A 16,726-nucleotide genomic window follows, 5' to 3' on the forward strand; every position below is an offset into this window, starting at 1 on the left:
AAAATCTTCGGTGTTTTTGCTTTCCTTTTTCCGAGAAATCCGGCTCAATCCTCCCGGTAGCGATCCTGCGACTCGATGGACTGGAGGTTGAAATGACCCATGCATTCGATCAGGCCGACAAGACGGCGGTTGCCCGCAAATGGGGATGGTTCGTAGCACTCGGCGTGCTGTTGATCATGTGCGGTGGTCTCGCCTTCGGCAACCTGCTGATGGCGACCGTCGCCTCGGTCTACTATGTCGGGATCATCATGCTGGTAGGCGGGCTTTTCAATCTCGCCCACGCCTTCCAGGTCAAGGGCTGGGACAGCGTGCTCTACTGGGGCCTCAGCGGAGCCTGCTACACGATCGCCGGCCTTTTTGCCTTCATCAATCCCTTGCTCGCCTCGTCCTTCCTGACCTTCGTAATGGCGATCGCGCTGATCATCGCCGGCTGCTTCCGCGTCTGGGTCGGTCTCAAGCTCCGGCCGGTGCAGGGCTGGGGCTGGGTGGCGCTCGGTGGTCTGGTCACACTCGCGGCTGGCCTGATCATCGCTGCCGGCTGGCCGGTCAACAGCCTGTGGATCCTCGGCCTGTTCCTGGCCGTCGACCTGGTGATGCAGGGACTGTCACTGATCGCCTTCGGTGTGCTGGCGAAGGGCTAGGAGCGTACGCTGTCAAAGCGAGTGGAAAACACGCACTTTTCTCATTCTGCCCCGGCGTCACAGCTGCGAAGCAGCGTCTCCAACAGCCCGAGCAGGTCACCGCGAAGATCGGCAAGCCCACCTGCGGCCAAGGCTTCGAGACCGATCAGGGCGCCGTAGAGTGCATTGGCGCCGCTGCGGCTGCGGATTGAGGAAAATCCACAACGGCCGAGGAGATCGGCGACATAGGCAATGCGCCGCTCGTCTACCGATTTGAGGATAGTCGCGGCCGCGGCGTCGAAACGCGCCCATTCACGAATTGCGCCTTCGGTCAGCATGCCGCCATAGGCAAGGTTGCGGTCGTCGGTGGCGGAGTCCACCAGCAGTCGTAATTGCTTATCTGCCGGCACCTCGTGCGACTCCACCTCGGCGATGATGGCCTCGGTTGCTTCGCGCGCCCAGTGGCTAAGCATCTGCGCCTTCAGATCCGGCACATCCCTGAAATGCCAATAGAACGAACCCTTGCTCACTTTCAGGTCGCGAGCAATGGCTTCAGCCCGTATCGCCTGCACGCCGCCCTCTGTCAGCGCTCGGAAGGCGGCCTTGATCCAGTCATCGCTCGTGAGGGTGTCTTTTGTCGCCATGGCTTTCCATACGCCACCGTATTGACCAATGCAACCTAATGGCGTACATACGCTGCCGTATGGTGACGCGTGGAGATGAACTCATGAACAGATGGCTTCTGGCGGCGGGCGTTCTGTCCCTGGTGACAACGGGTATCCATCTCTTCGCCGGCGGGCCGGAAGTGCATGTGCCTCTGCTTGCAAGCAGCCCATCGCCGCTGCTGCAGACCTATGTCTCGCTTCTGTGGCACGCGACGAGCGCCATCCTCCTGATCAACAGTCTGGCGCTACTGTTTGCCGCCGTGAACGGACGTTATCGCGCACCCCTGGCAGGTGCGGTGATCGCGCAATATCTCGCCTACGCGGCGCTCTTCATCGGCTATGGTTTTGCTTATCTCGGCTCTCTCTGGAACACGCCGCAATGGGTGGCCTTCGCCGTCATGGCCGCATTCGCGGCGATCGGCGCGCGGTCGGGCACAAGGCCTGCATCACCCATGGCCGCCTGAGGCGGCTTCCACAAACAGGCGAACAAGGTACCAGCCATGTTGACGGCGATCGCGATCCTGCTTTTCCTCGTTCTTGCCGGTATCGCCGGGCTGCACGCCTATTGGGCACTGGGTGGGCTTTGGCCCTGTGACGACGAGGCATCGCTGGTGCGCACAGTGGTCGGGACAGAACATCGCTCGGTAATGCCGCCGGTCTGGCTGACGCTCCTCGTCGCCGCGCTCATTTTCGCCGCAGCGCTCGTGCCATTGTCCGTGACGCCCGTCTTGGCGGGCGCGTTGCCCGCGACCTTGGCCTATAGCGGGCTTGCCGTCCTTGCGGCCATCTTTGTCGTCCGCGGGGTGTTGGCTTTCACGACGGCCTTTCGCCGACGCCACGGCACCGAACCCTTCGCGACTCTCGACCGCCGCATTTACGGTCCCCTCTGCTTGGCTATCGGTGCCGGATACCTGGCGTTGCTCGTTCTCGCCTGGCGCGTTTCCAACTGAAGACTGGTCTTCTGCCGGACATTGACTGGTGACAGGACTTGCTCATGAAACTACTGATTTCATTAGAGTGGTTTGATTGGTCTTGGGCGGTTGCGGCTGTCACATAGCTTTCATCAAAGCTTCATAGTGGGGAAAGACTTCGTTGACTCTTGGCGGCCATGCTGCCGACGTCCGATCGTCCGTTCTTAAGCCTCTGGAGCCCGGCATGTCCGCCGCCCCCGCCGAAATCCTCTCGCTGCGCCGGTTCGGCGACGACCAGATCGTTACGCTCGCCAAGCTGGTGATCGAGAGCGCCTTCCAGCCGATCGCCGAAGCGGCGACCGGCACCGTCTTCGGCTACGAATCGCTGATGCGCGGCTTCCAGAAGCTCGGCTTTGCCTCGCCGCTGGAACTGCTCGACAAGGCCGAGGAGTCAGGGCAACTGCTGGCGCTCGAGCACATGATCAACAGCCGCGCCGTCGCCGGTTTCGCGACGCTGCCCGATTATTCCGCTCGCACCCTGTTCCTCAACTTCGACTCGCGGCTTGTCGGCGGCGAAGGCGATATCGTCGAGCGGCTCGTCAATCACCTGAAGCGCGCCAACATTGCCCCGTCGTCGCTCTGCTTCGAGCTTTCCGAGCGTTTCGACAGCGGCAAGATGCCGGACTTCTCCGCGCTCGTGCGCGATCTCCGGCTCGCCGGCTTCAAGCTCGCCATTGACGATTTCGGTGCCGGCTTCAACGGGTTGAAGCTGCTCTGCGATCAGCCGGTCGATTACGTGAAGATCGACCGGCATTTCATCTCCGGCATCGAAGCGGATGCCCGCAAACGTCATCTCGTCCGCCATACCGTCAACACCGCCCATGTGCTCGGCACGCGCGTCATCGCCGAGGGCGTCGAGACGGAGGCCGAGTTTCTCACCTGCCGCGATCTCGGCTGCGATCTCGTGCAGGGCTATTACGTCGCCCGGCCGACGACACATCTCAGCGAGCTTCTACCTGCCTATCCGCATCTCGATCAGAGCGTGAGCGGCAGACGCTCTTCGTCCTCGCTGGACGGCATCTTGATTCGCAAGCAGATCGAGCAGCTCCCGACGGTGCGCGAAAGCGACGAGCTCGATTCCGTCTTCGATCTCTTCCGGCGGAACCCGCGCCAGGGCTTCTTCCCGGTGCTCAACGCCAATGGCGAACCGCGCGGCATCCTGCACGAATATCACGTCAAGGAGCTGATCTATCACCCCTTCGGCCGCGATCTCCTGAAGAACAGGATCTACCAGCGGCGCATTTCGCATTTCGTCAGCCCGGCACCGATCGCCGATCTCGATACGCCCGCCGACGAGATGCTGAAGATCTTTGCCGGCATGGACGGCAGCGACTGCCTGATCCTGACGGAGGACATGCGCTATGCCGGCACGCTCTCGGCTTCGTCGCTTCTGAAGATCATCAACGAAAAGCAGTTGAAGATGGCGCAGGAGCAGAACCCGCTGACGGGCCTGCCCGGCAACCGCGCCATCCGCGACTACGTCCAGGACGCGATCCTCGACGGTGATCAGGCGCGTTACTTCTGCTATTGCGACTTCGACGACTTCAAACCCTTCAACGACACCTACGGCTTCCAGAAGGGTGATCTCGCGATCACGCTGTTCGCCGCGCTCTTGCGCCGGCACTTCATCGGCGAGGAAAAATTCCTCGGCCATGTCGGCGGCGATGATTTCTTCGTTGGTGTCAGCGGCTGCTCGGTGGAGGAACTGGAGGCGGTGCTGAACCGCCTGCTCGACGATTTCCGTTCCGACGTGCGCCAGCTCTATTCGCCGGAGCATCAGGCGGAAGGGCGCATCAGCGGCTACGGCCGCGACGGCTCGCCGAAGGAATTTCCGCTGATGCGCTGTTCGATCGCAGTGCTCGGGCTGCCGGAAGGCTTCGTCTTTTCCGACGCCCAGGCCGTCAGCGCCCGCATCGCCGAAATCAAGTCCCGCGCCAAGACCAACGAAGCCGGGCTCGTCCTGGACGCGCTCGGGGGCTGAGATCTGGAGCAGTTCCCAGGAAAAGTGTGAAACGGTTTTCCGTCGGGATTGCGTAATTTCAGAGGGTTAGATCGTTTCATTGTTTCCATGAAACAGTGAAACGATCTAACCTCCAGGCCAGTTCAGCCCGCCAGTGCAGGCACGCGGTGAGCGAGATAATCGCGCATCTGCGCGAGCGCCATCTCACGCGTCAGTCCACCCGATTGCAAGCCGAGCCGCAGCCATAACCCGTCGATCAATGATGTGATGCCGAGCGCCGCGGCCTCGCATTCGTCTTCCGGCAACAGATGAGCCAGCGCGGAGAGAAGGTTCGAGCGCATACGGGCGTGAATGACCTTCTGGATTCGGGCGAGTTGCGGTTCGCGCGGCACCTCGGCGCAGAGGGAAAGCCAGGCATGGCAGACTGAGGGCTGGAAGAAGCGTTCCTCGAAATTCGCCTCGATGATTGCCTCCAGCCGCTCGCGGGGCGTGCGCGCCCGGTTCAGCCGTTCGACCACCGCTTCCTTCAGCGCGGCATTCGCCTCGCGCATCGCATGTTCGAAGAGCTCCTGTTTGTTGGCGAAATAATGCAGCACGATGCCTTTGGAGGCGCCGGCATGCATCGCCACCTTCTCCAGCGTCGCGCCGGCCATGCCTTCTTTTTGCAGCACCTCGAAGGCCGCCCGGCGCAGCTCGCGTCGCCTGATCTCACTTATCCTCGTCAGTCGCATGGGCCCTCTCCAAACGATTCCCACATTGACAAACTTTCCGGAAAGATCAATTGTTGACCCATGGGACAATTTTTAGTCCATATGGACAAGTTGGGAGAAAGCTATGCCGGATCTGAAACTCTTGATGTCCACCATTGCGCTCATTGCTGCCACCAACCCGGTCCTTGCCGGCGACCCCGAGGCCTGTCGGCGCGTGCGGCTGGCAGAGCCCGGATGGAACGATCTGGCCTTCACCACGGGCGTGGGGCTGACGGTGCTGAAGGCGCTTGGCTATGAGCCGGAGAGCAAGCTGCTCGGCATCGACGTCATCTATACCAGCCTGCGCAGCGGCGATCTCGACATCTTTCTCGGCTATTGGGATCCGGCGATGGTGAGTTATTACAAGCCCTACAAGGACGACGGTTCGGTCGAGACCGTGCGCACCAACCTCAAGGGCGCGAAATATACCTTCGCCGTGCCCGATTATGTCTGGGAGTCCGGGGTCAGGGACTTCGCCGACCTGAAAACTTTCGCCGACAGGTTCGAGAAGAAGATGTACGGCATCGAGCCGGGCTCCAATCAGCTGATGCTCGATGCGATCAAGGACCCGAGCCTCGGGCTCGATGGCTGGGAAGTGGTCGAATCGAGCGAACAGGGGATGTTGGCCGAGGTCACCCGCCGGGTGCGCGACAAATCTTTCATCGTGTTTCAGGGCTGGGCGCCACATCCGATGAACACGACGCTCTCGATCAAGTATCTGACCGGCGGCGACAAGTTCTACGGGCCGGACTTCGGCGCCGCGACCGTCTCCACCCAGGTGCGCAAGGGCTACCTGCAGGAGTGCCCGAACGTGGCGAAACTCCTCAACAATCTCGTGTTCGACATCGACTTCGAGAACCGCGGCATGGGCTACCTGATGAACGACGGGCTGGCGCCGGATGAGGCCGGGCAAAAGGCGATCAAGGAGGAACCGCAGCGGCTCGACGCCTGGCTCGCCGGCGTGACGACGTTCGATGGGCAGCCGGGTTCTGCCGCGGTCAAGGCCGCGCTCGGGCTGTGACCGGCATCGACCAACGGCATTGGGGTTCACTGAAGAAGCGGCTCGAACTACCAGGCGGGCGTCAGTTCGCCTATGTCGATCAGGGCCAAGGTCCGGTGCTGTTGCTCCTGCACGGCTATTCTGACAGCAGCCGCAGTTTCTCGCTGATCGCGCCTCATCTGGTCGGTCATCGCCTCATCATTCCCGATCTTGCCGGACACGGCGGCTCGCAAGCGGGGCAGACGACGGTTGCCGATTTTGCCCGGGACCTCGATTGCCTGGCAGACCGGCTGGCGCTCAGCGACGTCGTTGTCGTCGGCCATTCCATGGGCGCGATGACAGCAATCGCCTTTGCCGCCGTGCGGCCGGATCTGGTCCGCACGCTCGTCCTGCTGTCCGGCAGCCTGCTGCCCGGGCTCGACGCGACCAATCCGACGGCCCAGGCGATCCGCGCGTTGAAGGATCCGCTTCATCGGGACGATGCGTTCTTCAACAGCTGGCACGCCTGCAGCCGTCCGGTCGATGGCGAATTTCTGGGTTGCATGCGCGAGGAGGCCGCGGACATACCGACACGGATATGGCACACCGTCCTCGATGGCCTGGCCGTTACCGACCTGCGCACCAGCGCGCGGCACCTGCGGATGCCGGTCCTGGCGATCGCCGGCAGCGAGGATCCGCTTTTCGATGCCGGACATCGCCAGCAGCTTGCCGCCACCCTCGTCGCGGCCCGCTTGATCACTCTGGACGGGCACGGTCATAATCCGCACTGGGAGAGTCCCGCCCTTGTGGCCGAACACATACTCTCCTTCCTGTCGGCCGAGGACGGCTCTATCGGTACGACGGAAGCTCTTTCCGCGACGTATCGCCAGCGCTAGATGGGGCACATCAGTGAGCATGAGGTAATGCCATGTCCCTTCCGTCAGAAATGAATTTCGTCGATGTTCCGGCCCCGGGCGGACCGGAAAACATGGTCCTGAAGAAGGGGCCGTTGCCCGAGGTCAAGCCCGGCGACATCCTGGTTCGCGTGGAGGCGGCCGGCATCAACCGCCCCGATGTCCTGCAGCGTAAGGGCGACTATCCGCCGCCGCCGGGCGCAAGCCCGATCCTCGGCCTCGAGGTGGCGGGCGAGATCGTGGCGTTGGGCGAGGGGGCCGAGGGCTTTCGGATCGGCGACAAGGTCTGCGCGCTCGCCAATGGCGGCGGTTATGCGGAATACGCGGCAGTACCCGCGACCCAGGCGCTCGCCTGGCCGAAGGGCTATGACGCGGTGAAGGCGGCCGCGCTGCCGGAAACATTCTTCACCGTCTGGGCCAATGTCTTCGACATGGCCGGTCTCAAGGCGGGCGAGACGATCCTCGTCCATGGTGGCTCGAGCGGCATCGGCACGACGGCGATCCAACTCGCCAAGGCCTTCGGTGCCGAGGTTCTCGTCACCGCCGGCAGCGCCGAGAAATGCCGGGCCTGCGAGGCGCTGGGTGCCAAGCGCGCGATCAACTATCGCGACGAGGACTTCAAGGTCGTCGCGCTCGAGGAAACAGGCGGACGCGGCGTCGACGTCATTCTCGACATGGTTGGCGGGCGCTACTTCGATCGTAACATTGCATCGCTTGCGAAAGACGGACGCCTTTCGATCATCGCCTTCCTCGGCGGCGCCAAGGTGGAGGGGGCGAACATCGCGCCGATCCTGACGAAACGGCTCCATGTCATGGGCTCGGCTCTTCGCCCACGCACTGCGGCGGAGAAGCAGGCGATCCGAGACGGCCTTATGGAGAAGGTCTGGCCGCTGTTGGAGACGGGCAAGGTCGCGCCGGTCATCCATTCGGTTCTGCCCTTCAGCGCGGTTTCCGACGGCCATCGCCAGATGGAAGGGGGCGACCATATCGGCAAGATCATCATGTCCCTGTGATCGGCGAGATCATCATGTCCCTGTGATCGGAACGATCATCATGTCTCTGTGATCGGAACGATCATCAGGCCCCGGTGATCGCGGCGATCATGCGGTTCTTGTGATCGCGAGCATTGCGACGATCTCCGACTATCGTCGATCTTGTAATTGGAGACGGATCGCTTACCTTCGACTGATCAGCAACGAACAGAAAGGAAGGTGATCCAATGTCTAATGAGATTTCGGTCTTGGTGAAGGGCATGGGAGAGGTGAACGTGTCGAGGCAGCCCTCGGCCTGATCCCCGCCTTCCTTCGGGCCTAAAGCCCGGGCCACTCACTTGGCCAGAACTCATGGAAGGGTCGCCTCGGGCGGCCCTTTTCCATTTCCCGCACAATGCGTGCGGGCCTCCACCTCGGGTAGTGCGAACTCCGCAGATCAGACCCCGAAACGCCCGAGTGCCGGGATCTTGATGCCGGGCCTGGCAAAATCGAAGCCGGCGACGAGGCCGAAGAAATGCAGCTCGAGGCCGCTGCGCACCCCGGCCGAAATGCCGGCCAGACCATAAAGCGTTGCGTGCATGTCGCGGCTATCGGCATCGATCTGGAACAGCTTGCCCTCCGGCAGATAATCCCTGCCGACGGCGTCGGGCGGCAGCGCCGCGCCGAGTTCCGGCACCGAGCGCAACACATGGGCGACGAAGGTGTTGGAGTTCGGGCCTGGCCAGATCCGGTAGCCGCCGGGCGAAGCATAGGGATAGGTGGCGATCGCCGCCTCGATTTTCGGGATCAGTCGGCTGGCCTCGGTGCCGGTCACGGAGACGACCAGCCGCGGTTCGTTGGAGTACCAGCGGGCGTCCGCCGGATAGCCGTTCCGGCGGATCGGCTTGCCCCAGCCGACCTTGTCGTAGCGGTTGTAGGCGGGCGCACCCTGTTCCTTGGTGACGATCCAGGCGTGGCTGGCGATGGCGCCCTTCATGCCGCCCGTCGTTGCCGAGAACACATAGATCGCTGCATCCGAACTATCTGCCGCCTTGGGCAGGATGCCAGCCGAAGACCAATCCGCATCCCGCCAGCTCTGCGGCCGGTTCTGCATGTACCACCAGCCGGCCGAGGCCAGCGCCGGCAGCAGGTAGATGACCAGAAAGACGGCGGCGAGCCTGCGGGCGAATTTCATGAAAACTCCGTTTCCTGACGCTGGAATCCTGCTAAATGCACGGAGCAATTTCGGATATTTGAGGGCAAGGCATGTCGAATCCCGTTCTCGTCGAAGTCACCCGTGGAAACCTCGTCGAAAGCCGCCATCGCGGCCTTGTGATCGCCGTCGATGGCGACGGCCGCACCGTCTTTTCGCTCGGCGAAACCGACACCGCCGTGTTCCCGCGCTCTGCCTGCAAGGCGATGCAGGCGCTGCCATTGATGGAAAGCGGCGCCGCTGACGCCTACGGCTTCGGCAACAAGGAACTGGCGCTTGCCTGTTCGTCCCATTCCGGCGAGCCGGAGCATGTGGAACTTGCCGCCAAGATGCTTGCAGCAGCTGGCCGCGATGTCTCGGCGCTCGAATGCGGCGCCCATTGGTCGTCCGACCAGAAGACGCTGATCGCCCAGGCCCGCAGCCTCGATGCGCCGACCGCGCTTCACAACAATTGCTCCGGCAAACACGCGGGTTTCATTTGCGCCTGTTGCCATTCGGGTACCGAAGCAAGGGGCTATGTCGGCTACGACCACCCACTGCAGCGGGAAATCCGCGGTACGATGGAAAGCTTGACGGGTGCGATCCTCGCCAAGGACAATTGCGGCGTCGACGGCTGCTCGATCCCGACCTATGCCGTGCCGCTCAAGGGCTTGGCGCATGGTTTTGCGAAGATGGCGACCGGCGCCGGCCTTGGGCCGGAACGTGCCCGCGCCTCCAAGCGGCTGATCGAGGCCTGCATGGCCGAGCCCTTCTTCGTGGCCGGCACCAAGCGCGCCTGCACGCGGCTCATGAAAACGGCGCCCGGCCGCATCTTCGCCAAGACCGGCGCCGAGGGTGTCTTCTGCGCCGCCATTCCGGAGAAGGGCATCGCGATCGCTCTGAAATGCGAGGATGGCACGACGCGGGCGGCAGAGGCCATGATTGCGGCAACGCTTGCCCGCTTCTTCCGCGACGAGCCGGAGCTGCATGCAGCCCTGATGGCGCAGGCCAACCACTCGATGCGGAACTGGAACGGCATCCATGTCGGCGATGTCAGGGTGACGGAGGCTTTTGCCGCCTGAGACGTGCGAGCCGAGGAGTCCACGCGTCTGCGAGCATCCCGGTCGGGTCAATCCGTCGGCGACATCAGGCCTTGATCATCGCGATGTTCGCGTCGTCATAGGGCGCGAGCACCCCGTCCTCGATTTCCTCAGCCACGATGAAGCCGGCCAGATCGGCGATCCCGGCCACGCGGTGTGGCGAGACCGCGCCGAATTTCTCAGCCGTCGCAAGCACATAGGTATCTGCGGCCTGCTTTAGGATCGCGCGCTTGACGGCCGCCTCTTCAAAGTCGCCGGTCGAGACGCCATGGACGGGATGAATGGCGGTGACGCCGAGAAAGAACAGGTCGACGCGAATGCCGGCGATGGCGGCCAAGGCGGCCGCTCCCGTAGCAACCATCGAGTGCTTGTAGAGGCGGCCGCCGATCAGGATCACTTCGGCTTCGTGGCGTTCGAGCTCGGCGGCGATTGTCGGGCTGTGGGTGACCACGGTCAGCCGCATCTCGCGTGGCAGCGCCCGCGCGATTTCCGCATTGCTCGTGCCGCCGTCGAGAAAGATCGTCTGGCCCGCCTCGATCATCGCCGTGGCCTTGCGCCCAAGCCGACGTTTGACGTCGCCGGCGATCTCCTGCCGTGCCGCAAAGTTCGGTAGCGGCGGCACCAGCGGCAGCGCGCCGCCATGAACACGCTTCAACAGGCCTTCCGCCGCCATCTCGCGGAGATCGCGCCGGATCGTGTCTTCCGAGAGATCCAATTCGTCCGCCAGACGCTTGGCGACGATCTCGCCGTCGCGCGCCAGTCGTGCGGAAATCAAAGCCCGTCTCTGTGTTGTCAGCATGAATGCCTCCTTGACTCTTCACGATATTGCACGAAATATCGAGAAATATCCAGAATGATCTGGATATTTCGTGCAAAAAAGTGGAGAAAATCATGCTGATTTTGATCGCAGGTCCCTATCGCTCGGGAACGGAAGACGATCCGGACAAGATGGCCGCCAACCTGAAGCGATTGGAAGAGCCGTCCTATGCGCTGTTTAAAGCCGGGCACGTGCCGATGATCGGCGAATGGGTGGCGCTGCCGGTGTGGAATGCGGCGGGCGGCGAGCGGGTGGGGGATGGGCTCTACGAGGAAATCTTCCACCCGGTGGCCGGACGCCTGCTGGCGCTTTGCGATGCTGTGTTGCGCTTGCCGGGTGACAGCAAGGGAGCCGACAACGATGTGCGCATTGCCCGCGAGCGCGGCATACCCGTCTACCATCGCCTGGTAGATGTGCCCGGTTGCGGCGAGGCGCTCGTTGCGTGACCGAAAACGGCCCGGCAGAGATAGCCTGCCGGGCCGAGTATGAGGTTTCCACACGCCTCCGCACGTCATCCTCGGGACCGATGCGCGGTTCAATCCTTCACGCCGCCCTCGAGCATAGGGTGGATGTTCTGGCTGAGCTGCCGCATGACCGGGGAGGCGGATCTACTCGTGCACGTGCGGCGCGGCGACGAAGGTCAGCGTCGCCGTCAGCCCCTTCTTGTCGGCTGCGGCGTTACCTTCGAGCGGGATCGCGTGACTGACGGCGAGGATGTTGACGCCGGCATTGCGTAGCGTCACCTCGGCTTCGCCATTCGCGTCCGTCTTTTCGGAGACGAACTCGGGCAGTCCCGCGTAGTCCAGGGTGATTTCCTTGCCTTCGAGCGGCTTGCCGTCGAGCAGCAGGCGGACGCGAAATCTTTCACCGGGCTTCAGGCCGATGGGGTTGTCGAGAGGAACAATCTGCAGCGGCTGTGCCGGGAAGTCCGGCAGGTCGCCATGCGCATGCACCAGCGCGATGCTGTACTTGACGGAATGGCTCGCCTGCTTGGCGCCGGGAACCTCGTTCTTCGGCTTGTTCACCCATTTGCCGTTGGCGCCTTCGCTCCAATAGCCGTTGTCAAACTCGAGAGCGATGATTGCGGGTTCGCCGTCGAGTTTCAATAAGGCGTGGTTGTCGGCGGGCACGATCGTCACCGGCAATGCCTTGCCGTCCTCGTCAAGCGCCGAGACCGATTTTACTTTGGCCGGATCATAGGCTTCGTCCGCCGGGCCGTGGCCGTAGATGACGGCGAGCGTTCCCCACCGCTCGCCGATCCATGCGCCATGGGCAAAGGCGGGTGTCGCAGCGGCGGCAAACAGGCTGGCGGCGATGAAGGTTGAAAAGAGCGTCTTCATAAGCAACTCCGAAAATGTTATAACGTAACATTCACGTTGTATTGAAATCCGTTCCGGCTTGTCAATCCGGGTGACATCCTTCCTTCTGCGGGTCGCACGCGGGAACAGGAGTGGAGAAAACCCTTTGGGCTTCGCCCGAATTCGCTTCAATTCGCGAGTATTGATACTGTCGGCTCGGCGCGATCGACGCTAAGTCATTCGATCCACCTGACCGCAGAGGAGAGTTGAAGTGTTGAAATTGTTCTACGCACCGGGGACCTGCTCGTTGGCCTCGCATATCGCGCTTGAGGAGGCTGGTGCTGACTACGAGGCGCGCCGCGTCGATTTCTCGACCGCCGAACAGACCAAGCCCGATTATCTCGCGGTAAACCCGAAGGGCCGGGTGCCGGCGCTTCTGACCGACCGCGGCGTCGTCACCGAAACGCCGGCGATCCTCACCTATATCGCTGAGACGCATCCGGCGGCGAACCTGGCACCAAGGGGTGATGCGTTTGCTTTTGCGCAGTTGCAGTCGTTCATGAACTATCTGTGCTCGACGGTGCATGTCGCCCATGCCCATGGCCGCCGCGGTGCGCGCTGGGCGGACGATCCCGCCGCGCATGAGGCGATGAGGGCCAAGGTCGCATCCAACATGACGGCCTGCTTCGAACTGATCGAAAACAGGATGTTCGAAGGGCCCTTCGTCATGGGCGAGGCCTATTCAGTCGCCGATCCCTACCTGTTCACCATTGCCGGCTGGCTGGAATCGGATGGCGTCGATCCCGCTCTTTTTCCGAAAGTGCTGGATCACCGCAATCGCATGACGACGCGCCCGGCCGTTGCCCGAGTATTGGCGGCGGTCAAGCTCTGACCTGTCGCGCAAAAGCGCGCAGCGGTCTTGCTATTACTTACGACGCGCCTTGGGCCACGGGCCGTCCTGGCTACATCAGCATGTAGTCCTTCGGTTGCGGCAGGGGCGGAAGGTCGGCTTCGCCCAGCGCCTCGCGCAGGTTGATCTCGATCGTTTCGGCGAGTGCCACGATCGGCAGGTCGTTCGGCAGCACGCCGAACGGCTCCTCTAGCTCGTCGCCAAGCGCGTCGAGGCCGAAGAACGTGTAGGCAACCAGCGCGGTGACGAAGGGCGTCGCCCAGCCGAGCGCATCGGCAAAGCCGAAGGGCAGCAGGAAGCAGAATAGATAGGCGGTGCGGTGGAGAAGCAGCGTGTAGCCGAAGGGCACTGGCGTGTTGCGGATTCGCTCGCACGCAGCGAGCGTCGCCGACATCTTGCCGACCGTACCGTCCAGCAGTGTCCACTGAAAGTCGCTGATCGTGCCGGATGCACGAAGACCGGCAAGGTCGCGGCCCATCGCGCGCAACAGGAAGTCCGGCGGATTGCGGCTCGCCTTGTAGCCTGGAACCAGATCGCCAGGTATCCACTCGAGCGTCCTGGCGACATGGTTGCCCGGCCGCAGGTGGCAGACCAGGGCGTGGGCAAACGCGATCGTCAGATTGAGCAGGCGCCGCCGCGCCGCTTTCCCCGACGTCTCGTCCAGGATCAGCGTCTGGCGGGCAAGATCGCGCGACGTGAAAATCAGCTGCCCCCAATCCTTTCGCGCCTCCCACCAGCGGTCGTAACAGGCATTGTTGCGAAAGCCGAGAAACACGGAAAGCGCGATGCCGAGCAGCGCGAACGGGCCACTGTTGACGCTTGGCACGATTTGCGGATCGAAGCGGTGCGCCCAGACGACGAGGGCGGAAAGTCCGAAGACGAACAGCACCTGCGGAAATATCCGCTGAATGACCGATCCCCTGAGGATGAAGAACAGTTTCAGAAGGCTGGGGCGGTCGCGAACGATCATGGAAGAGCACCTGTGCGGCTATCGTTTCCACCGGTATAGGCGCTGGCTCCGAAATGGAAGGGCGCATCATTCGATCGCGCCGGCTGCAGCATCGAGATTTTCGCCCCGGATGTCGACGGCAAAGCCTCCCTGGTCGAAAAGGTCAGCAGACACCGACCGACACCGTAGGGCGCCGCCCGGTGTCCGCTCACGTGAAGTAGTGCAGAATTCAGCTGCCGAAGCTTGCAGAAAGCCTCTTCGGCGCTTTTTCCCGCCAGGCGGCAATCAGCCGCCCGGTTAGACTTCCATCGTCGATCTCCGAGAGCCGGAGGAGCATGGCAGGCCAGCCCTTGTAATGGTCCGTCTCGAAATAGAGCCGCGGATCGAGTTCCAGCAGCATCTCCTTTTCTTCAAGCGCGCACATGACGACGAGCGTCTCGTCATCCTTCATGCGCGCGAAGCTCTTGTCCTTCACCAGCAGCGCCGGCGTGCCGTAGGAGGTGCCGACCGAAACGTCCGGCAGGCCGGCGGCTTCCGCCAGCTTGACGATGCGCGCGAAATTGCGGTCGAGGTCCTCGCTCATCCCGTCAGCTTATCACAAGGCCCTTGTTCGTCACCGGCCCCCGGCCTGCAGGTAGTCGCCGCCGCATTCGGTCGCGCGCGGCCAGGGCCAGCCGGGGAAGGGCAGATCACCGAGTTCGCGTTCGTCCATGCGCTCGAGATCCGGGTGCTGCAGCGGGTCGCGCGCCCAGGCCAGTGGCGTATCCTGCTTCCGATTTTCCGAAGTGGCGAATGCGGTCAACGTCGAGAGAAGCTTCAACATGGCGGACCATCCTTTCGTTCGTTGGATGATCTGCCTGTCCCGCTCTCTTTTCAATTGAGAATGGCACCGAACGAGTTTAGAAAAACTATATGAGGGATCTGAACTCCGTCCATCTGAACGGACTGCGCGCGGTCGAAGCTGCCGGTCGACTGGGCTCGCTCGCCGCAGCGGCAGAGGAACTCGGCGTGACCTCCGGCGCCGTCAGCCAGCAGATCGCCAAGGCGGAGGCCCAGCTCGGCCGCGTCCTGTTCGAGCGAACGTCGCGGGGCCTCGTCCCGACCGACTTTGGCCAGCGGTTCCTCGCGCGCCTCGGCAACGCCTTTCAGGAACTGGCAGAGGCCGTGGCTTCGGCACGGCGGCGCGACGAGTCAGTGTTGACAATCTCGGTGGCACCGGTCTTTGCCGCCCGCTGGCTGGTCTATCGGCTCAACCGCTTCGCCGAGCGTCACCCGGACATTCGCCTGCGTATCGATGCCACGACGAAGCTCGTCAATCTCGACACGTCCGATGTGGACGTCGGCATCCGAGTCGGCTCCGGCGAATGGCCCGGTGTGAAATCCGAACTGCTGTTGCAGCAGGAGGTCTTTCCCGTCTGTTCGCCGTCCATGGCAGAGAACCTGCGTGTACCTGCAGATATTCTAAAGCTCCCTGCCGTGATCGACGGTCACTCGATGTTCAGCTGGGAGGTGTGGCTTCGCGAAGTCGGCCTCTCCGGCGCCGAAATGCGCGTGCGCCACACGTTCAACGAGGCGTCGCTGGTGCTCGACGCGGCGATCTCGGGGCAGGGTGTCATGCTCGCCTGGCAGACGCTGGCCGGTTTCGCGATCAGCCAGGGCAGTCTGGTCGTGCCCTTCGGCATTCGTGTCGAGACGGGCTACGGCCACTATTTCGTCAGCTCGCCATCGCGGCGGGAAAGCAAGGCCGCGGCCGCCTTCAAGCGCTGGGTTCGTGACGAGGTGGAAGAGGGCATGCGCCTGCTCGATCTCAGGGCGCCGCGCGTTCGCTTCGACGCGGGGACCATGACTTGACGATACCCGGGCAGCCGTCGAGCCGTTCGCGGCGGTCTATTCCGGTTCCGCCAAGCGCACGTCCATCATCGCCTTGAACGCCGGCCGGTCGTGGCAACGGGCAAGCCAGGCGGCCACGCGCGGATATCTGTCGAAAAGCTGCTTCTGGCTCATTGTGTAGCGGAACACTTCCGCAAGGTTGAGATCCGCCACGGTGAAGCGATCGCCGACCACATAGTCCCGCCCGTCGAGGAGGCCCTCCAGGCGGGCGAAGGCCTTGTCGAGGGCCTTGGCGCATCTCGCGATCGTTGCCTTGCCTTCTTCAGTTTCCTCGTTGCCGTAGTCGTAGGTGAGCACGATCTGCACGGCATGCGGCTCGACCTCGGTCGCCGCCCACATCGTCCAGTTGCCGATCAGTCCTTCTTCACGGATATCGGCCGGCGCCAGAGGGCCGCCATATTTGCGCGCGAGATAGAGATTGTTGGCAAGCGATTCCGTCAGCACGACGCCGTCGTCGTCGATCGCCGGGATCAGCCCCATCGGGTTGACGGCGAGGAAGGCCGGCGACTTGGTGTTGATGGGCGCATTGGCGGCAAGCGGATCGGCGACCCGGCGCGCCTGGATGACCGGCACGGATTTGAAGGGGATGCCGAGCTCCCGCGCCATCCAGTAGTTGCGCGATGCGCGCGAGCGATAGACCCCGTAGATCGTCAGCATGTCGAACTCCTCCCGTCGTTGCGTGCCCCTGTCTTAGGTAAGCGCGAGGGAGGGCGGAAGCCCAGGCCGCTGATATCACGCATG

At 62.9% G+C, this 16,726-nt stretch carries 20 protein-coding genes; 11 read left to right on the top strand and 9 right to left on the bottom strand.

Annotation, left to right across the window (positions count from 1 at the left end):
- The first annotated feature begins 92 nt into the window (after positions 1-92).
- The gene (locus BHMPCIPO_RS05795; protein ID WP_173515878.1) at positions 93-641 is read left to right on the top strand and encodes an HdeD family acid-resistance protein; all 549 of its coding nucleotides are present in this window, start codon (positions 93-95) and stop codon (positions 639-641) included.
- A gap of 41 nt (positions 642-682) precedes the next feature.
- Here the strand turns inward: BHMPCIPO_RS05795 and BHMPCIPO_RS05800 are convergent, their stop codons facing one another.
- The gene (locus tag BHMPCIPO_RS05800) at positions 683-1,264 is read right to left on the bottom strand and encodes a TetR/AcrR family transcriptional regulator (RefSeq protein ID WP_173515879.1); all 582 of its coding nucleotides are present in this window, start codon (positions 1,262-1,264) and stop codon (positions 683-685) included.
- 83 nt (positions 1,265-1,347) lie between these two features.
- On the opposite strand from BHMPCIPO_RS05800, the gene BHMPCIPO_RS05805 reads away from it, so the two are divergent.
- The 3 genes from BHMPCIPO_RS05805 to BHMPCIPO_RS05815 all read left to right on the top strand — a co-directional run bounded on the left by BHMPCIPO_RS05805 (position 1,348) and on the right by BHMPCIPO_RS05815 (position 4,237).
- Positions 1,348-1,749 (top strand): hypothetical protein, encoded by a 402-nt coding sequence (locus BHMPCIPO_RS05805; RefSeq protein ID WP_173515880.1) that lies wholly within the window; start codon positions 1,348-1,350, stop codon positions 1,747-1,749.
- A 36-nt stretch (positions 1,750-1,785) separates the two neighbouring features.
- Positions 1,786-2,235 (top strand): DUF3995 domain-containing protein, encoded by a 450-nt coding sequence (locus BHMPCIPO_RS05810; protein ID WP_210266414.1) that lies wholly within the window; start codon positions 1,786-1,788, stop codon positions 2,233-2,235.
- A gap of 205 nt (positions 2,236-2,440) precedes the next feature.
- On the top strand, positions 2,441-4,237 hold the full coding sequence (locus tag BHMPCIPO_RS05815) for a GGDEF domain-containing protein (protein ID WP_173515881.1): 1,797 nt from the start codon (positions 2,441-2,443) through the stop codon (positions 4,235-4,237).
- Positions 4,238-4,359: 122 nt separating this feature from the next.
- On the opposite strand, the gene betI is transcribed toward BHMPCIPO_RS05815, so the two are convergent.
- Positions 4,360-4,947: a choline-binding transcriptional repressor BetI gene (gene betI, locus BHMPCIPO_RS05820; RefSeq protein WP_173515882.1), complete on the bottom strand. Its 588-nt coding sequence runs from the start codon at positions 4,945-4,947 to the stop codon at positions 4,360-4,362.
- Between the two features lie 124 nt (positions 4,948-5,071).
- Between betI and choX the strand changes: the two genes are divergently transcribed.
- From choX to BHMPCIPO_RS05835, 3 genes are read left to right on the top strand one after another with little or no spacing between them, the layout of a single operon-like run.
- Complete coding sequence (gene choX / locus BHMPCIPO_RS05825) at positions 5,072-5,986, top strand: choline ABC transporter substrate-binding protein (protein ID WP_246304380.1); 915 nt, start codon at positions 5,072-5,074, stop codon at positions 5,984-5,986.
- The gene (locus BHMPCIPO_RS05830) at positions 5,983-6,840 is read left to right on the top strand and encodes an alpha/beta fold hydrolase (RefSeq protein ID WP_247957955.1); all 858 of its coding nucleotides are present in this window, start codon (positions 5,983-5,985) and stop codon (positions 6,838-6,840) included. The genes choX and BHMPCIPO_RS05830 overlap by 4 nt, the downstream gene beginning before the upstream one ends.
- Before the next feature lie 32 nt (positions 6,841-6,872).
- Positions 6,873-7,871: an NAD(P)H-quinone oxidoreductase gene (locus tag BHMPCIPO_RS05835; protein WP_173515884.1), complete on the top strand. Its 999-nt coding sequence runs from the start codon at positions 6,873-6,875 to the stop codon at positions 7,869-7,871.
- A 415-nt stretch (positions 7,872-8,286) separates the two neighbouring features.
- On the opposite strand, the gene BHMPCIPO_RS05840 is transcribed toward BHMPCIPO_RS05835, so the two are convergent.
- Positions 8,287-9,024 (bottom strand): DUF3750 domain-containing protein, encoded by a 738-nt coding sequence (locus BHMPCIPO_RS05840; RefSeq protein ID WP_173515885.1) that lies wholly within the window; start codon positions 9,022-9,024, stop codon positions 8,287-8,289.
- Positions 9,025-9,095: 71 nt separating this feature from the next.
- Between BHMPCIPO_RS05840 and BHMPCIPO_RS05845 the strand changes: the two genes are divergently transcribed.
- The gene (locus BHMPCIPO_RS05845) at positions 9,096-10,103 is read left to right on the top strand and encodes an asparaginase (protein WP_173515886.1); all 1,008 of its coding nucleotides are present in this window, start codon (positions 9,096-9,098) and stop codon (positions 10,101-10,103) included.
- Positions 10,104-10,167: 64 nt separating this feature from the next.
- Here the strand turns inward: BHMPCIPO_RS05845 and BHMPCIPO_RS05850 are convergent, their stop codons facing one another.
- Positions 10,168-10,920, bottom strand: coding sequence for a DeoR/GlpR family DNA-binding transcription regulator (locus tag BHMPCIPO_RS05850; RefSeq protein WP_173515887.1), 753 nt, complete (start codon positions 10,918-10,920; stop codon positions 10,168-10,170).
- A gap of 92 nt (positions 10,921-11,012) precedes the next feature.
- Between BHMPCIPO_RS05850 and BHMPCIPO_RS05855 the strand changes: the two genes are divergently transcribed.
- Entirely contained in the window at positions 11,013-11,384 is a 372-nt protein-coding gene (locus BHMPCIPO_RS05855; protein WP_173515888.1) for a DUF4406 domain-containing protein, read from the top strand.
- 162 nt (positions 11,385-11,546) lie between these two features.
- On the opposite strand, the gene BHMPCIPO_RS05860 is transcribed toward BHMPCIPO_RS05855, so the two are convergent.
- On the bottom strand, positions 11,547-12,278 hold the full coding sequence (locus tag BHMPCIPO_RS05860) for a DUF4198 domain-containing protein (RefSeq protein ID WP_173515889.1): 732 nt from the start codon (positions 12,276-12,278) through the stop codon (positions 11,547-11,549).
- Between the two features lie 229 nt (positions 12,279-12,507).
- Between BHMPCIPO_RS05860 and BHMPCIPO_RS05865 the strand changes: the two genes are divergently transcribed.
- Entirely contained in the window at positions 12,508-13,128 is a 621-nt protein-coding gene (locus BHMPCIPO_RS05865; RefSeq protein ID WP_173515890.1) for a glutathione S-transferase family protein, read from the top strand.
- Positions 13,129-13,198: 70 nt separating this feature from the next.
- On the opposite strand, the gene BHMPCIPO_RS05870 is transcribed toward BHMPCIPO_RS05865, so the two are convergent.
- The 3 genes from BHMPCIPO_RS05870 to BHMPCIPO_RS05880 form a co-directional block, all read right to left on the bottom strand.
- Positions 13,199-14,116: a bestrophin family protein gene (locus tag BHMPCIPO_RS05870; protein ID WP_173515891.1), complete on the bottom strand. Its 918-nt coding sequence runs from the start codon at positions 14,114-14,116 to the stop codon at positions 13,199-13,201.
- Between the two features lie 208 nt (positions 14,117-14,324).
- Entirely contained in the window at positions 14,325-14,678 is a 354-nt protein-coding gene (locus tag BHMPCIPO_RS05875; RefSeq protein ID WP_173515892.1) for an MmcQ/YjbR family DNA-binding protein, read from the bottom strand.
- 30 nt (positions 14,679-14,708) lie between these two features.
- Positions 14,709-14,918, bottom strand: coding sequence for a hypothetical protein (locus BHMPCIPO_RS05880; RefSeq protein ID WP_246304271.1), 210 nt, complete (start codon positions 14,916-14,918; stop codon positions 14,709-14,711).
- A gap of 89 nt (positions 14,919-15,007) precedes the next feature.
- Between BHMPCIPO_RS05880 and BHMPCIPO_RS05885 the strand changes: the two genes are divergently transcribed.
- The gene (locus BHMPCIPO_RS05885; RefSeq protein ID WP_173515893.1) at positions 15,008-15,946 is read left to right on the top strand and encodes a LysR substrate-binding domain-containing protein; all 939 of its coding nucleotides are present in this window, start codon (positions 15,008-15,010) and stop codon (positions 15,944-15,946) included.
- A 36-nt stretch (positions 15,947-15,982) separates the two neighbouring features.
- Here BHMPCIPO_RS05885 and BHMPCIPO_RS05890 read toward each other — a convergent pair whose 3' ends face one another.
- A complete protein-coding gene (locus BHMPCIPO_RS05890) occupies positions 15,983-16,642 on the bottom strand; it encodes a glutathione S-transferase family protein (protein ID WP_173515894.1) in 660 nt (219 codons plus the stop codon).
- Between the last annotated feature and the right edge of the window lie 84 nt (positions 16,643-16,726).

It is taken from the genome of Ensifer sesbaniae, from assembly GCF_013283665.1.
Taxonomy (GTDB): Bacteria; Pseudomonadota; Alphaproteobacteria; order Rhizobiales; family Rhizobiaceae; genus Ensifer; species Ensifer sesbaniae.

What these genes read in the sequence shown, in the direction of transcription:
- BHMPCIPO_RS05815 (WP_173515881.1), top strand. Translation starts at nt 2,441, where the DNA reads ATGTCCGCCGCCCCCGCCGAAATCCTCTCGCTGCGCCGGTTCGGCGAC.
- choX (WP_246304380.1), top strand. Translation starts at nt 5,072, where the DNA reads ATGTCCACCATTGCGCTCATTGCTGCCACCAACCCGGTCCTTGCCGGC.
- BHMPCIPO_RS05850 (WP_173515887.1), bottom strand. Translation starts at nt 10,920, where the DNA reads ATGCTGACAACACAGAGACGGGCTTTGATTTCCGCACGACTGGCGCGC.
- BHMPCIPO_RS05880 (WP_246304271.1), bottom strand. Translation starts at nt 14,918, where the DNA reads ATGTTGAAGCTTCTCTCGACGTTGACCGCATTCGCCACTTCGGAAAAT.
- BHMPCIPO_RS05840 (WP_173515885.1), bottom strand. Translation starts at nt 9,024, where the DNA reads ATGAAATTCGCCCGCAGGCTCGCCGCCGTCTTTCTGGTCATCTACCTG.
- BHMPCIPO_RS05885 (WP_173515893.1), top strand. Translation starts at nt 15,008, where the DNA reads ATGAGGGATCTGAACTCCGTCCATCTGAACGGACTGCGCGCGGTCGAA.
- betI (WP_173515882.1), bottom strand. Translation starts at nt 4,947, where the DNA reads ATGCGACTGACGAGGATAAGTGAGATCAGGCGACGCGAGCTGCGCCGG.
- BHMPCIPO_RS05795 (WP_173515878.1), top strand. Translation starts at nt 93, where the DNA reads ATGACCCATGCATTCGATCAGGCCGACAAGACGGCGGTTGCCCGCAAA.
- BHMPCIPO_RS05805 (WP_173515880.1), top strand. Translation starts at nt 1,348, where the DNA reads ATGAACAGATGGCTTCTGGCGGCGGGCGTTCTGTCCCTGGTGACAACG.
- BHMPCIPO_RS05800 (WP_173515879.1), bottom strand. Translation starts at nt 1,264, where the DNA reads ATGGCGACAAAAGACACCCTCACGAGCGATGACTGGATCAAGGCCGCC.
- BHMPCIPO_RS05845 (WP_173515886.1), top strand. Translation starts at nt 9,096, where the DNA reads ATGTCGAATCCCGTTCTCGTCGAAGTCACCCGTGGAAACCTCGTCGAA.
- BHMPCIPO_RS05875 (WP_173515892.1), bottom strand. Translation starts at nt 14,678, where the DNA reads ATGAGCGAGGACCTCGACCGCAATTTCGCGCGCATCGTCAAGCTGGCG.
- BHMPCIPO_RS05890 (WP_173515894.1), bottom strand. Translation starts at nt 16,642, where the DNA reads ATGCTGACGATCTACGGGGTCTATCGCTCGCGCGCATCGCGCAACTAC.
- BHMPCIPO_RS05860 (WP_173515889.1), bottom strand. Translation starts at nt 12,278, where the DNA reads ATGAAGACGCTCTTTTCAACCTTCATCGCCGCCAGCCTGTTTGCCGCC.
- BHMPCIPO_RS05855 (WP_173515888.1), top strand. Translation starts at nt 11,013, where the DNA reads ATGCTGATTTTGATCGCAGGTCCCTATCGCTCGGGAACGGAAGACGAT.
- BHMPCIPO_RS05835 (WP_173515884.1), top strand. Translation starts at nt 6,873, where the DNA reads ATGTCCCTTCCGTCAGAAATGAATTTCGTCGATGTTCCGGCCCCGGGC.
- BHMPCIPO_RS05810 (WP_210266414.1), top strand. Translation starts at nt 1,786, where the DNA reads ATGTTGACGGCGATCGCGATCCTGCTTTTCCTCGTTCTTGCCGGTATC.
- BHMPCIPO_RS05870 (WP_173515891.1), bottom strand. Translation starts at nt 14,116, where the DNA reads ATGATCGTTCGCGACCGCCCCAGCCTTCTGAAACTGTTCTTCATCCTC.